The organism is Alteromonas sp. ABV4_515, assembly GCF_056160345.1.
This window is the reverse complement of sequence record NZ_JBSWWZ010000006.1, coordinates 200295-215052: the sequence shown is the minus strand read 5'-3', so window position 1 is coordinate 215052 and position 14758 is coordinate 200295. Positions and strand designations below refer to the sequence as shown.

At 46.9% G+C, this 14758-nt stretch carries 10 protein-coding genes; 4 read left to right on the top strand and 6 right to left on the bottom strand.

All coding sequences use genetic code 11. From position 1 onward, the window contains the following. Positions 1-14 precede the first annotated feature (14 nt). From ACXAGX_RS15240 to ACXAGX_RS15230, 3 genes are read right to left on the bottom strand one after another with little or no spacing between them, the layout of a single operon-like run. The gene (locus tag ACXAGX_RS15240) at positions 15-1529 is read right to left on the bottom strand and encodes a CsiV family protein (RefSeq protein ID WP_474839349.1); all 1515 of its coding nucleotides are present in this window, start codon (positions 1527-1529) and stop codon (positions 15-17) included. After that, positions 1529-5020, bottom strand: coding sequence for a transcription-repair coupling factor (mfd, locus tag ACXAGX_RS15235; protein ID WP_474839347.1), 3492 nt, complete (start codon positions 5018-5020; stop codon positions 1529-1531). Before mfd ends, ACXAGX_RS15240 begins: the two co-directional genes overlap by 1 nt. A gap of 51 nt (positions 5021-5071) precedes the next feature. Next, on the bottom strand, positions 5072-5662 hold the full coding sequence (locus ACXAGX_RS15230; protein ID WP_474818327.1) for a PilZ domain-containing protein: 591 nt from the start codon (positions 5660-5662) through the stop codon (positions 5072-5074). A gap of 112 nt (positions 5663-5774) precedes the next feature. Between ACXAGX_RS15230 and ACXAGX_RS15225 the strand changes: the two genes are divergently transcribed. Continuing rightward, entirely contained in the window at positions 5775-6968 is a 1194-nt protein-coding gene (locus ACXAGX_RS15225) for a lipoprotein-releasing ABC transporter permease subunit (protein ID WP_474839345.1), read from the top strand. Positions 6969-7071: 103 nt separating this feature from the next. After that, positions 7072-7644, top strand: coding sequence for a phosphoribosyltransferase (locus ACXAGX_RS15220; RefSeq protein ID WP_474818329.1), 573 nt, complete (start codon positions 7072-7074; stop codon positions 7642-7644). A gap of 145 nt (positions 7645-7789) precedes the next feature. On the opposite strand, the gene ACXAGX_RS15215 is transcribed toward ACXAGX_RS15220, so the two are convergent. Genes ACXAGX_RS15215 through ACXAGX_RS15205 form a run of 3 tightly spaced genes read right to left on the bottom strand, consistent with a single transcriptional unit; the run spans position 7790 to position 9914 of the window. Next, positions 7790-8434, bottom strand: coding sequence for an energy-coupling factor ABC transporter permease (locus ACXAGX_RS15215; protein WP_474818330.1), 645 nt, complete (start codon positions 8432-8434; stop codon positions 7790-7792). A 13-nt stretch (positions 8435-8447) separates the two neighbouring features. Continuing rightward, on the bottom strand, positions 8448-9257 hold the full coding sequence (gene xthA / locus ACXAGX_RS15210; protein ID WP_474839344.1) for an exodeoxyribonuclease III: 810 nt from the start codon (positions 9255-9257) through the stop codon (positions 8448-8450). 60 nt (positions 9258-9317) lie between these two features. Continuing rightward, a complete protein-coding gene (locus ACXAGX_RS15205) occupies positions 9318-9914 on the bottom strand; it encodes a heme oxygenase-like domain-containing protein (protein ID WP_474839343.1) in 597 nt (198 codons plus the stop codon). Between the two features lie 83 nt (positions 9915-9997). On the opposite strand from ACXAGX_RS15205, the gene ACXAGX_RS15200 reads away from it, so the two are divergent. Together ACXAGX_RS15200 and ACXAGX_RS15195 are read left to right on the top strand one after the other, a co-directional pair. Continuing rightward, positions 9998-12571 (top strand): HWE histidine kinase domain-containing protein, encoded by a 2574-nt coding sequence (locus ACXAGX_RS15200; protein ID WP_474839341.1) that lies wholly within the window; start codon positions 9998-10000, stop codon positions 12569-12571. A gap of 76 nt (positions 12572-12647) precedes the next feature. Further along, on the top strand, positions 12648-14756 hold the full coding sequence (locus ACXAGX_RS15195; protein WP_474839340.1) for a two-component system response regulator: 2109 nt from the start codon (positions 12648-12650) through the stop codon (positions 14754-14756). Positions 14757-14758 lie beyond the last annotated feature (2 nt).

The window sequence follows — 14758 nt, the reverse complement described above, 5'->3', positions numbered from 1 at the left end:
TACGGCGTTTGAACTTAGGGTCGTTGATGTCGGCGGATTTCAACGACCATGCCGAACATGGGGTGGTCGAAGTAGTGAATTTGCTTGCTGATCACCCGTCTTACCTGATGGAACGGCACGGTTTTTAACTCATACTCCAAAGATTGCCCCACGTCTGCAGTTTCTCCAGGCTCTTCTTTCGCAATTGGCTGGCGATAATCCATTTCACTGTCGATGTGCAGGTACGGCACACGATTTATATATTTCAAATACACTTTCAGGTAGCCATCGAGTTGCCAGATGGCTGGGTTTTCACCCTGGCCCACAAGCGCCAACGAAGTTGACGGATTGTCTGTTGGTGTTTGCTGCGTGGCAGTTGCCGCCATCAATGCATTGAATGACACTGGCTTAGCCGTATCCAGGCGGGCGTTCAATTTGTTAAAGAACGTATCCTGACTGAGTGTCTGATCATCTTGCTCATTATCTGCAATATCTGTAAATGAAAAGCCGCTTTCTGGTTCAATAGCTTCGCCATCTAAGGTGAAACTTTCCGCATAGTTTTTACCTGCAATTATGCGCATCGCATCTGCTTTTTTTTCACCAAACTTCACCGGTTGACGCCAGGCAACGTGAAGCAGACGATTAATGCCGCGAGTTTGACGAATTTGGCGAGAGAGCTTGGTGAGTTCCAGGCTGTCATAAGGCAGTAAATGCGCCGATGCGGCGGCCTGCCAATCGCGTCCATCAAGAAATTCAGGCACTTCTGATGGTGCGGGTAGACTGTTATCCGGTTGCCATGTTTTCCATTTACCGTTTTCCAGACTTAACCAGTCGTGCTGAGGTTCACAAAACCTAAACGCGGGTACGGAAACCGGTTTTGCATCGTTAATTCCGGAGAAGGCTACCCAGTAACTGGCTATCTCCGTATCTGTTACTGGTATGATTTCTGGCTCTAAGGGCGCATCTTCTGTCGCCATGCTGTTATCTTGCGAAGCAAAATGGTCATTGAGTCCATCGGAGAAACGATTTTCACTTTCGTAAACCGTTTCTTGTGAATCAAGTTCCTGGGTATCGCGTGTAGTTTCCTCATTCAACCGTGCAGCGGATGGGTTAACGCCATCAAACGAATCATCTGTGTTAAGGTTGTCATTGCTCGCATAGTCAGCCCCTGTGCCGGAAATGCCGCTATCATCCGGTGCGCGTTGCGGCGGCGTCTGCGTGGCTTTCCATTGTTCATGGTCTGCTAAAATTTGCTCCACAGAAGGTTTGTCTATCCACAATGGATTGGCAGGGACACCACACGTACCCAGGGCTTGTTTCACGTAATTGATATCAGGACGCAGATAACCTTCAATCAGGTTCATATCGGCAACGGCGGGTTCCAGCAAGTCATCTTGCGCGAACTGTTCATTTAATTCGCTGATACTGACGTTACGGTCAAAGATGATGACTTCAATATCAAACCACCAGTCATCCGCCGCGCTTGCGGGTGCCGATGCGAACAAAGCTGCACTTAGGCACGCTGCAAGAGTCGATAACCGCTTCTTCACTACCTGGTCTCCATGGCGAAGTTATTAAGTACTTTTTCAATGAGCTGCAGACGTTCTTCGGCCGTTTCGGTTTTCTTCACTAGCCTGAGTTTCTGGCTGCCTTCAAACCGGAAGGTGTCTGACTGTGTCTGTACCAACTGAATAATATATCCGGGATCTACCGGGGTATTTTCCCTGAATTCAATGGAACCGCCAACACTGGTCATGTCAATTTTTGTGATACCCAGCTGTTTTGCGATGAGTTTGAGCTCTGCAACCTTAATCAATTGCTTTGCCGGTACTGGCAGCAAACCGAAGCGATCGATACATTCAACCTGGAATTCATCAATGGCTTCTTTCGACTGGCAACTGGCTAATTGCTTGTACAGTGACAAACGCTGATTCACATCGGCGATATAATCATCGGGTAGCAGGGCAGGAATACGCAGCTCAATTTCAGTTTGATTTGCTGATGCATCTTCGAGGCTAGGTTCTCGGCCCTCTTTAAGTGCAGCCACGGCTTGATCCAGCATGTCCATATACAATGTGAAACCAATGGAGGCGATCTGCCCCGACTGACCATCACCAAGCAATTCACCGGCACCACGAATCTCGAGATCGTGGGTGGCAAGGGCAAAACCAGCGCCCAAATCTTCCAGGCTGGAAATCGCTTCGAGGCGCTTAGCCGCATCTTTGGTCATACGTTTCGGGTGCGGCGTGAGCAAATACGCGTAGGCCTGATGGTGGGAACGTCCTACACGGCCACGCAACTGGTGAAGCTGGGCGAGGCCAAGATGATCAGCACGGTCCATGATGATGGTGTTCGCTGTCGGCACGTCGATACCCGTTTCAATGATTGTGGTACACACCAACACATTGTAACGCTGGTGATAGAAATCGCTCATTACCGTTTCCAGTTCGCGCTCACGCATCTGGCCGTGACCAATAGCAATACGGGCTTCCGGCACAATTTCTTCAATTTCTTTTGCCGTTTTTTCTATGGTATCCACTTCGTTGTGCAGGAAGTAAACCTGACCACCCCGTAGAATTTCCCGCATGATGGCTTCACGAATTACCGCTTTGTCACGTTGCTGAACAAAGGTTTTTATCGACAAACGGCGGGCTGGCGGTGTGGCGATAATCGACAAATCACGCATACCCGATAACGCCATGTTTAGCGTACGCGGTATGGGGGTTGCGGTGAGGGTGAGAATGTCTACATCGGCACGCAAGGCTTTGAATTTCTCTTTCTGGCGTACGCCGAACCGGTGTTCTTCGTCAATAATAACCAGGCCCAAATCGTTAAACTCAATGTCGCTACTGAGCAGTTTGTGGGTTCCGACTACAATATCGACTTTGCCGTTTTTAATGCCTTCTACGACAGACTTTTGTTCTTTGCCGCTTACAAACCGGCTCATGACTTGAATATTAAATGGCCAGTTGGCAAAGCGGTCTTTGAAGTTTTCAAAATGCTGTTGGGCGAGCAGGGTAGTTGGAACCAGAATGGCAACCTGTTTCCCATGATTAGCCGCCAAGAAAGCTGCACGCATGGCCACTTCGGTTTTACCAAAGCCCACATCCCCGCAAACCAAGCGATCCATGGCTTGTGGTGAGCCCATGTCTTGAATCACTGAATTGATGGCTTGCATCTGATCCGGCGTTTCTTCGAAAGGGAAGCTATCACCAAAACTCTGATAATCTTCCCAGTTGATGTCGTAAGCGTAGCCCGGCTTTGCAGCACGCTTGGCGTAAACATTTAAGAGCTCTGCGGCTACATCACGGACTTTCTCTGCCGCTTTTTGTTTCGCCTTACTCCAGGCGTCGGAGCCCATAGCGTGTAATGGCGCATGCTCTACGTCACCGCCGGTGTAGCGGGAAATCAGGTGCAATGATGATACTGGCACATAGAGTTTGGATTGCTTGGCGTACTCGATACAGACATATTCGGTGAGAACACCACCTGCATCCAGTGTTTGCAGGCCAATGTAACGTCCCACACCGTGATCGAAGTGGACCACGGGCTGACCCAAAGAGAGCTCGGCCAGGTTACGGATAATGGCGCTCTCATCGGTGGCCTGGCGTTTATCACGAAGACGACGCTGGCTTACCTTGTAGCCAAGTAGTTCGGTTTCGGTGATTAGCAGCAGATTGCCTTCTGCCCGCTGCCATTCAAAACTGTTTTCAATTAAACCAATACAGATCCCGATGGCAGTACTGCTATTGATGAATTCGGAAAATTGATTCACCGATTCGGGTTTAATTTTAGCTTTACCCAACAAGCCAAGTAGATTTTCCCGACGCCCCTGTGATTCAGCGACAAACAACACTCGGCTTCCCGCGTTCCGCGCCGTTTTCATTTTGTCTAGCAGCGCTTGCGCTGGTTGCTTTTTCTGCGGGTTGAAAGCGATGTCGTTAATCGCCTCGCAGGCGAGGTTGACTTTCCCCGCCTTTTGTTCAATTTCATCCGTGTGCAACGTCACCCGTGGCCACACTTTCACCCGCTCGAAAAGTTGGTTGACCGGTAAAAACAGGGTGTCGGGTGATAACAGTGGGCGAGATAAATCATAGCGGCGCTGTTCATAGCGCTCGTTAACGTCCGTCCAGAAAAATTCACCGGCATCCATGATGTTGCCATGCATGATGAGCATGGCGTTGTTATGTAAATAATCGAATAGCGTAGCGGTTTTTTCGAAGAAGAGCGGCAGGTAATATTCCACACCGCCTGGCATAGTGCCTTTTGACACCTGACTTAATATGGTTTCCTGGGCGCTGACATTATCAAACGTGTCCAGATACTGGGCCCTGAAACGGGTAATCGCTTCTTTGTCGGTGGGAAATTCCCGGGCCGGTAGCAGTCTTATTTCTTTAACTTCATCGGAAGAGCGCTGGGTGTCGGGTTCGAAATAGCGGATAGAATCAATTTCGTCGTCGAACAAGTCGATGCGGAAGGGACGGTTACTGCCCATGGGGAACAAATCGATAATGGAACCGCGAATAGAGAATTCACTGTGGCTCATCACCTGATTCACATGCAGATATCCCGCTTGCTCTAAATTGCGGCGAAACTGGTCGCGGTCCAGCGTTTCGCCTTTGTGTAACATCAGCAGGTATTTGTTCAGGTAATCGACTGGTGCTAAACGCTGCATCAGGGTGTTTACCGGAACGATGAAAATGCCTTTGGGCTCGTTGGCCATGCGGTACAAGGTTTCCATACGCTGAGACACAATGTCTTGATGCGGTGAAAACATGTCGTAGGGCAGGGTTTCCCAATCTGGGAATAAGGTGGTTACCGAGCGATCATTGTCGAGAAAATAGCGTAATTCACGCTGCAACTTCATGGCTGAAGGCGTATCAGCCGTGATCACAACAACCGGGCCATTGTGTTGTTTATAGGCCTGACTGATCGCCAGTGCGCGGCTACTACCTTTTAACTGTCCCCATTGCTGATGATCACCGGGAGCGTCTGATTTTTTGCTTTTTGGCAGCGGAAGAGAAAAAATTGAGGCTGTCATGTTACCTATAAAACTGTTTAGTGATTATTGCTTTGCCTGTGGCAAAAAAAATTAGTCCTTTTTGTCCTGCGCGCGTTTGCGTAATTGCTGGGTTTGCAAATGCAGGCTGGCCCGAACCAGTAATTCCTGGTCTTGCTCGCGAATACTGCTAAAAATAAAGGAGATATGGTAACCATCTTCCTGCGCCTCGCAAGCGATAACTTCGCCAAAACAATAGATGGCGGCGGCTTCCTGATTAAGGAACACTTTTAGCTCTGCGTGAGTGCCGGGCGTAAAGGGTTCAGACGATTGCACCACAATGCCACCCCCACCGAAGCGAGTGGTTGTGTAGCGACACTTTTCATCATCTTGTTGCTGAAGAATGTAAGACATCATTAAATCTATTTTTCGCGCCTGATGATTAAGGTATTCGGTCAGCGCGGCAGCATGGTCACCAAGATTACGTAACGGGCGTAGCGCTTGTGCTTCGATAGCGGCCATTTCACCGGCAATGCGAAAGGCATAAGGCATACAGGAATCTAAATCTGCAGTTGCAGGCACAGCATTATCAGCCACTGGCTGCACATTCACCGGAATGTCATGGGCAATCATGAAGTATTCGTCGAATTGTGCTTTCTTCTCTGCCAGGGTGTCGTTGCTCATTTATTTCCCTTTACATCAATCTTGTACGTGCTAAAGCTTACACGTAGACTAGCCACTTTACTAATGTGACATGCCCCGTCAGGGATTTTTTTCACCGAATCGCCGAGTTTACATGTTTCAACCCGTCTCCGCCTTTCTGGCTCTTCGATATTCTACTGCGAATAAGCAAAATAGTTTTGTTTCATTCATTAACTTTTTTTCCGTTGCCGGTATTGCACTGGGTCTGATGGCACTGATCATTGTGCTGTCGGTCATGAATGGGTTTGAGCAACAATTAAAGCAGCGGATATTAGGTTTGGTGCCACATGTGGTGGTGCACGAGGCTCCTCAAAACATGCCTGCATTGTCGAATGCCGTGAAACAGACAATGCCGTTTACCGAGACCGAAGGTGTGATACAAGCGCGCAACGGATTACGCGGTGTACAGATCCAGGGGGTTGTGCCGAAGCAAATGGCCGAGTCTATAGTGGCTCAGAACATGCTCTCAGGCAGTATGAATGCCCTTGAGAGCGGCGCATTCAGAGTAATTATTGGTCGCGCGTTGGCGGTGCAATTAGATATTCGCCCCGGTGACAAAATGCGTTTAATGGTAGCCGGGGCAAGTGTATATACGCCATTAGGTCGCATGCCTAGCCAACGCATTGTGGAAGTGGCTGGTATTTATGGCGTTGGTTCGCAAATGGACGATAAGATTATTTTTATGTCATTGCGCGATTTAATGCGTTTGTTGAGAAAGCCTGAAAACGCCGACACCGATACCCGTCTTTTTCTTAACGATGCCTTCCAGTACCAGGTTGTATTAGATGAATTGAATGCGCTGGAATTGAACTCAGATAATTGGCGTGAACGTCAGGGGCCATTATTTGATGCGGTGAAAATGGAAAAGAACATGATGTTCATGATGCTGCTACTGATCATTGCGGTAGCCGCTTTTAACATTGTTTCTGCTTTAGTAATGGTAGTCACTGAGAAGCAAGGTGATATCGCCATTTTACAAACTCAGGGTATGGAGCCTGGCCAGATACGCAGTGTATTTCTACTGAACGGCCTGTTTAATGGCGTGAAGGGCGCGATAATCGGCCTGATTCTGGGTATACTGGTAACTTACCAACTTAATAACATTCTGGCGTTGCTGAATATTCAATTGGCGCTTTCTGCCGACGGGCAGGGAATACCCGTCGATCTTCGTTGGCATCAGGTGGTTTGGGTGACGTTGTTCTCGATGGCTTTGTGTTTGCTCGCCAGCGTTTATCCCGCAGTACGTGCGATGAAAGTACAACCTGCCAATGCGTTACAGAATGAGTGATGTAAGTTATTTGTAAGCTTGACCAAATGGTTAATTTTACGTGCAAACAATGCGGAATTTCACTATACTGCCCGCCCTCTGAAAAACAGGCCGGATTACCAATATGAACAAAAATTTTATTACGTCCCAATCATTGCTCGAAGATTCATTCCGTCTGGCCTCCATGGTTTATGAAGACGGCTTTCGCCCTGACTTTATCATTGGGATCTGGCGAGGTGGTGCGCCAATCGGTATCGCCGTTCAGGAATTCTTTGAATTCAAAAACGCGCCAACTGATCACATCGCTGTGCGTACGTCTTCTTATTACGGCATTAATAAACAGTCTAAAGAAATTCGTGTTCATGGTTTGCATTATCTGGTGGAAAACGCCAATGCAGACGACAAATTGCTGATTGTTGATGACGTATTTGACTCAGGTCGTTCTGTTGATGCGCTGATCAAACAAGTACGCAAACTCATGCGTCTTAATTTACCAAAGGACATTCGTATTGCATGCCCGTGGTACAAGCCGCAAAACAACAAAACCGAGATCGTACCTGACTACTTTGTAAATCAGAGTGAAGAGTGGCTAGTATTCCCGCATGAAATCGCGGGCCTGAGTGAAGAAGAAGTGCGCGAAGGCAAAAAAGAATTGTCTGGCGTCATGGACATCTTATACGGAAAAGGCGACAAGTAATCGCCTTTCACCTGCTGGCTGACAAATAAATCCATCTCCAGGTCTGATTGTCAGCAGCCATTATTACGGGCCTTTCTGGCCCGTAAGCTTTTCCTGTTACTTAAAACTCTCAGTGACATCTGCCCCTTTGCAAGGGGATAAAATGCTATTTCCCGTCTATGTAGAATTTGTCATGGAAGGTATAAACGAGGTTGGGTTTATACACTGTGAGTAACGTCATGGTCATGCCGTTTAATAATCCTTCAGGGAATAGCAAAAGCGGAATGATAAGTAAGTAGTTATCTCGTACGGTAGGCCAGTCATAAAACCCTTCCCACAGATAATATCCACCCATCATCGCCATTTTAAGCGCAATCACCAATGCGCCGGGAAAAAACGCGCAGGCGAAAACATAAATAAACAGGTTTCTCGGAATTTTATGAAATGCCAGCATGAAAATGAGGTAACTGACACTAACCGGCATCAACACGCCAATTAGGCCATTCACACCCAACATATGCCAGCTCTCGTTTCCACTGAATGTCACGCCGATTAGCGCAATAAGACCGGCTAAAACGGCCCAGCGAAAACCAAGAGTGAGAGTGAGAGCGGTGAGCCATAAGAAGTGGACATTCAGACCTTCGAAAATGCCAGCCCTGAATATCCACATAAAAAACAACAGTGCAGTAAAACCAAACAGCAAATGTTGCTGCCGTTTGTTCGCAAGCAACCCAGACCAGGACACGCTGACAACGATATAACCACTGATAACAAGTAATGTTAATGTCGCAAGCGTCTGTAGGGTTGTCACTCATTACCTCATATTAAATGTCGTACACCGCCCATATCGGCGCGTGGTCAGATGGCTTTTCGATGCCACGCAGTTCGTAGTCAATGCCTGTTTCGGTTAACGTATTGTGTACCGTTGCGGTGCCAAGGATGTGGTCTATGCGCAATCCACGGTTATCGTTAAAGCCCTTCGAGCGATAATCAAACCAGCTAAACTGGTCGTCAGTATCCGGATGCTGAGCGCGGAAACTGTCAGTAAGGCCCCAATCGTAAAGCTTTTGGATCCACTCACGTTCTTCCGGTAAGAACGAACACTTACCGGTTCTCAGCCAACGTTTTCTGTTGTCCTCGCCAATACCGATGTCGATGTCGGCAGGTGAAATGTTTAAATCACCCATGATAATAACGTTATCGTCTGCGGTAACATCAGCATCCAGATAACCCATTAAATCGGCATAAAACTTACGTTTTGCCGGATATTTGGTTTCGTGTTTCTCGTTCTCCCCCTGGGGGAAGTATCCATTCAGAACACGCACAGGCTTACCGTCTTTCCCGGTTAGCGTTACCATGATCATGCGACGCTGGGCATCTTCGTCATCAGTTGGAAAACCGTACTGCACATCTGTGGGCGCGTTTTTTGTCAGCATTGCCACGCCGTAGTGACTTTTCTGCCCATGGAAAAAAACGTGATAACCCAAGGCTTCTACATCGGCCACCGGAAATTGCTCGTTATGCACCTTAATTTCTTGCAAACCAATGACATCTGGCTGATGCTTTTCGATAAGTGCTGCAAGCTGATGCAGGCGAGCACGGATCCCGTTAATATTGAACGATACTACTTTCATTGAAACTCTACTTGTTAATTTATTTTAATTCATTCTGACTGGCAAAAATGCCATTTCAGATCAATTGGAAGGGGAATTCTCGGCTTGATAGCATGACGCAGCCTGAATAATGCCTTCAAACACCTTTACTGCTTGTGCAGCGCAAACCGCTACATCAATATTACTCTCTCGGGCATACTCTAGCGCTGAGGCTTTATAGGCTTCCCACTGCGAACCTGCTCCGGCCATACTCAGATAATAATTCACGGGTAATTCCGGATGATGTTTCTGCAACCATTTACTGATAATGCTGCCACCCATCGACGAACCCATCCATACATAGCTAAAAGCAATGGCTGTCTCTGCAGGGGCATTTTTGTTGTCTATACTAAAAATCGGGAGCGCATCGCTTTGCGAAGGCAAACTGGCTATGTCAGTGTTTATAGCACTGAGAACACGTTTGTCATCGATAAGTTGCGTGATCGGCACCGGTAACAGAGCAATAGGTTGAACCGCAGCAAGGTGAAACGCTTTCAGTACATGCAGTGACCGGGCATAGGCTTGCGCATTGAAGCTCGCTGAGCGCATGTGCTGGTTAAACGGATAAGTTGCTTCCAGATTTCGATGCGCCTGTCCGGTTTGCTGCCGGAGTGTTTGAAAAAGATTGTCTATATTCATCAATGACTTGATCTAAAGTTCTGATTAACTTGTAATGATATCTAACATGTAAGTCAGACAAAAAGTTCGGCAAACGAGCAGACATGAACAACTCTACCTACCTAAATGAAGATGTCGATCTGACAAACTGTGACAGAGAGCCTATCCATCTCCTCGGTAATATTCAATCTTTCGGTTGCTTTATTGCTATGCGAGCCGACTGGCTGGTGGCATTTTGTTCAGAAAACGTCGACGCGTACCTGGGAAAAAGTGTGGACGAGGTTATCGGTGAGCCACTGAAAACCTGGTTCGACCGTACCACCGTACATCATATTCGCTCAGCATTACAATCTGCCATGATCACTGGAAGAAACGAGCGTCTGTTCGATGAAAAAGTGCTCGCGACTGGCATGCCTGTAGATATTTCCGTTCACCACAACGGTCAGTACATAATTGTTGAATTTGAAGAAATAAAAGCAGAACGGGCGAAAGATGAACAGTTCGTGCGATCACTGCTTACCCAATTCTACAGAGCAAAAGACAGCAATGATTTAATTGAACAGGTTACCCAGCAACTACAGTTAATTACCGGGTACGACCGGGTGATGATGTATCGTTTCCTACCTGATGGTTCTGGTGAAGTTGTGGCTGAGAATAAGAACTTTCAGTTGGAACCCTTTGTTGGCTTGCGTTATCCAGCTTCAGATATACCTAAGCAGGCTAGGGCGCTTTACGTGAAAAACCTTTTGCGTGTTATTGCCGATGTGGATGACGAAGTCGTACCCATATTGCCAAAGGTGCTGTCATTAGATAGTCAAATTGATTTGTCATTTTCTACCTTACGCGCTGTGTCGCCAATTCACATTGAGTATTTAAAAAACATGGGCGTTCAGGCATCCATGTCAGTTTCGATTATTGTGAAAGGAAAACTTTGGGGCTTATTTGCGTGTCACCATTACAAACCCAAAGTGCCCAGCTATTTTCAGCGAACTGAATTGGAATTATTCGCCGAGGTGTTTGCGCTAGAACTTTCATCACGGTTAATGGCTGAGAATGAACTTGAGCGCGATCGTGTTCGCCATGTCCATAATCGTATTATGTCTACCATGTCCACATCGGAGTCGCTGATAGACAGTGTCGCCGCGCAGTTCAGTGTTATTAGAGACCTGGTCAACTGCCACGGTATTGCAGTAATTGTAGACGGTGAAGTGCGTAGTGAAGGGCTTTGCCTTAACGCTGATATGCTGAAAAAATTATCTCGCAGTCTTAATGCTTTGGCGCCGAGCGAAGTTGCAGCCATCGATACCCTTGCGGATTTTTTACCCGGTTATGTCACCGAAGATCATCACGTAGCTGGCGTGCTTGCTGTGCCGGTTTCGAAAAGCCCCAGGGACTACTTATTGTTCTTCCGCGAACCGCAAACACGAACCGTAAACTGGGCCGGTAATCCAGAAAAGCCGGTTTCTTTAGGGCCAAATGGAAGCCGATTACTACCTCGCACCAGCTTTGAAATTTGGCAGCAAACCCATACCGATAGCTGCGCAAAATGGCAGGAGCAAGTGATTACCGATGCAGAGTCGCTTAGGGTGACATTGCTGGAAGTCATGATTCGCCATGTACAGGAGCGCGAAGCCATCCGTCAGCAGGCATCACGAAAACACGAAATCCTTATTTCAGAATTGAATCACCGGGTTCGTAATATTCTAAATCTGGTTAACGCGATAGTGGTTCAAACGGAACAAAACGGCCGTACGCTAGGGGATTTCGTTGAAGTACTAACCGGTCGTCTTGTGGCACTGGCGTCAGCGCATGACCAACTCACGGCATCTGAATGGTCTGAAGTTTCCTTTCGCAAGTTATTGGAAACTGAAATTCAAGCTTATATCAATCAGGACAATAACATCGAGCTTCATGGTGAAGACGTACTGATATCTCCTTATGCTGCGACACCCATAGTGTTAGTGATTCATGAGATGTTCACCAATGCCGCTAAATATGGTGCGTTATCAGCTTCTGACGAGAAAGGCTGTGTCCGAATTAGCTGGTCACTCAATCGGGGTTCTGATTTGGTGATAACATGGTGCGAAAGCGGTGGGCCGCCTGTGTCGCCTCCCGCCCATGAAAGCTTTGGCATGACAATGATTCGTAGCGTTATCCCCCATGAGCTTGAGGGCGATGTGGACATCAATTTTCACCCTGCCGGTGTGTCAGCAACGCTGATGATCCCCAACCGATATTTGGTCGTTAAAACTCATCCTGTTGATAAGCAATTAAATGATCTGCCCAGTGAAGACAATCAAATTCTGAACTCACTACCAGATTCCGCCTTGGTGGTAGAAGATAGCCTGGTAATTGCTCTAGATATGCAGAAAAAGCTAAAAAATTTGGGCATACCCAATGTGTTGGTTTCTGGCAGCACCGACGCGGCGAGAAGGATTGTCGCGGGGCGGCAAATCGGTTTAGCTGTTATGGATATTCACCTTGGTAAAGAGACAAGCTTTAACCTCACCAGGGAGTTATTACAGCAACATGTGCCGTTAATGATAGTAAGCGGCTATGGTGAAGATATCGTTATTCCTGATGATTTGGTTTCTGTGCCGGTACTCACCAAACCGATAGCCGATCAGGACCTCAAATTTACATTGGCCCAGTTGTTGAATAAACAAAAAGATGATTGATCATGTTTCTATTGGCATTAAAAAGAGTAAGGAATGGCGAAGTGGTAACTGAAATGAGGCACCGACAGAAAGTATTATGAGTTTAATTGAGAATAAGCGCGTTCTTGTCGTCGAAGATACCACCATTGCGGCTACTTACCTGGCTAGAGAGTTAACCTCCCTGGGTGCACAAGTGGTTGGTCTGGCACGCTCTGAAGAACAAGCGATAGCCATGGCCGATGAATTTAGCCCTGAACTTATCCTCATGGATATTCATCTCGCCGATGGAGGCAATGGCATTGAAGCTGTCAGGCAAATAAACCAAAAACATACGTTGCCCATTGTGTACACAACGTCTTTTTCTGACGACACCACGCTAGAGCAGGCGTTAGAAACGTCGCCATATGGCTACATTGTTAAACCTTTTGATACAAAAACGATAAAAGTAAGTTGCGAAACGGCGTTAAAGCGTTTTGAAATAGAACAAAAACTGAGTCACGTTAACGACCTAGAAGCCATGCTGAATAACCAGTTTAGCGAGACTGAAACAAAAGGTGACAGAGGGCGTGTCGAGAAGCGCCATCATCTTTCTAGCATTATTCTCGACCAGCTTTCTGAAGGTGTTGCGATTGTAGATAAGCAGTTTCGGATAAACGATGCTAATCGTGCGCTCGGCAAGTTATTTTGTCAGGAGCCTGCGCGGTTACCGGGTCAACTGGTCACTAATTTCGGGTTGCTGCCAAGCCATTTTGAGGCTTGTCTTAAAATGTCGGAACAGAATAAAGTTTATCGACATAAAATTGCGCTTCGAAACCTGGACAATGATTTGTTTCCTGCATTTATCACCATGTCTTGTTTACAGCGTGACAGCGAAGAACAGCAATTTGTGCTCACCGTTTCTGATATTTCTGACTTGGCCAGGGCTGAGAAGAAATTAGAAGCACTCGCATTTCGTGACCCGCTTACCAATGTGGGGAATCGAAATTATATGAAATTGTTGCTCGAAGAAGCGCATTTCGCCGATTTCATTCAATCCCTTGTCTTCATCGATCTCGACGGTTTTAAGCAAATAAATGACCGCTACGGTCACGAAATTGGTGACGCCTTACTTATCGCGTGTGCCAAACGCCTGAAATCAGAATTACGAGAAACAGATTCACTGATACGCCACGGTGGCGATGAATTTGTCATTTTGGTTCAGGAAAGTAGTGATGTGCATCAGCTCACTGAAAGAATGCTGGAGAGCCTGAGTAAGCCGTATATCTGCCAGGGTATTACGCTAACTGTCACAGCCAGTATTGGTATTGCTGATCTTAACGACAACGATACGCCGGAAGAGTTACTTAAGCGTGCCGATATCGCCATGTATGAAGCAAAAAAGCAGGGTAAAAATCAAACCGTAAAGTATTCTGAAAGTCAGGAAACGGCCATTGAATATCGCTTGCTCATTGAGCAACGCTTGTTCCGAGCCATTAAGAATCATGAGTTTTTTGCGCTGTTCCAGCCCTTGGTTGATGCACAAGGGGGAATCGTCGCGCTGGAAGCGCTCTGTCGCTGGCATGGAAAAGACGTGAAAGATGTGGCACCAGAAACCTTTATCTCCGTGGCAGAAGAGACCGGCATGATCACCCCGCTGGGTTTGAAAATGCTTCGCGAAGTGTGCATCGCCTGCAGTTTGCTAGAGGCCAATAACCTTGCTCACATTAAAATTCACATCAATGTGTCACCGTCGCAATTAAGTTCGCCTTCATTGATTGAACAGTTTGTCACGTTTTTTGAAGACTACAATATCGAGCCCTCTTGTATCGTTATTGAGATTTCTGAACGATCCATTGTTTCATCTACAACCATTAGACTCATAAACACATTAAGACGATATGGATTTGCTGTGGCTCTCGACGATTTTGGTCATGGTTTGGTGGCGTTATCAGAATTGACAGATAACGAGGCCACCATGATTAAGTTCGATAATTCCTGGTTGGCGAAATCCGAGAATCCGCAAATGCAGGTATTGGTTGAATCTTTGGTGACGATGAACAAAAAACTTGGCAAACAAGTTGTGTTTGAAGGTATTGAGACATTTGAGCATGATGTGTTTGCAAGAAAGATGGGAGCCGATTTATTGCAAGGGTACTTTTACGACCGTCCTCGAGCACTGACAGAAATCATTAAACGTATATCGCCAAACCATAAGCAGCACGCCTAACA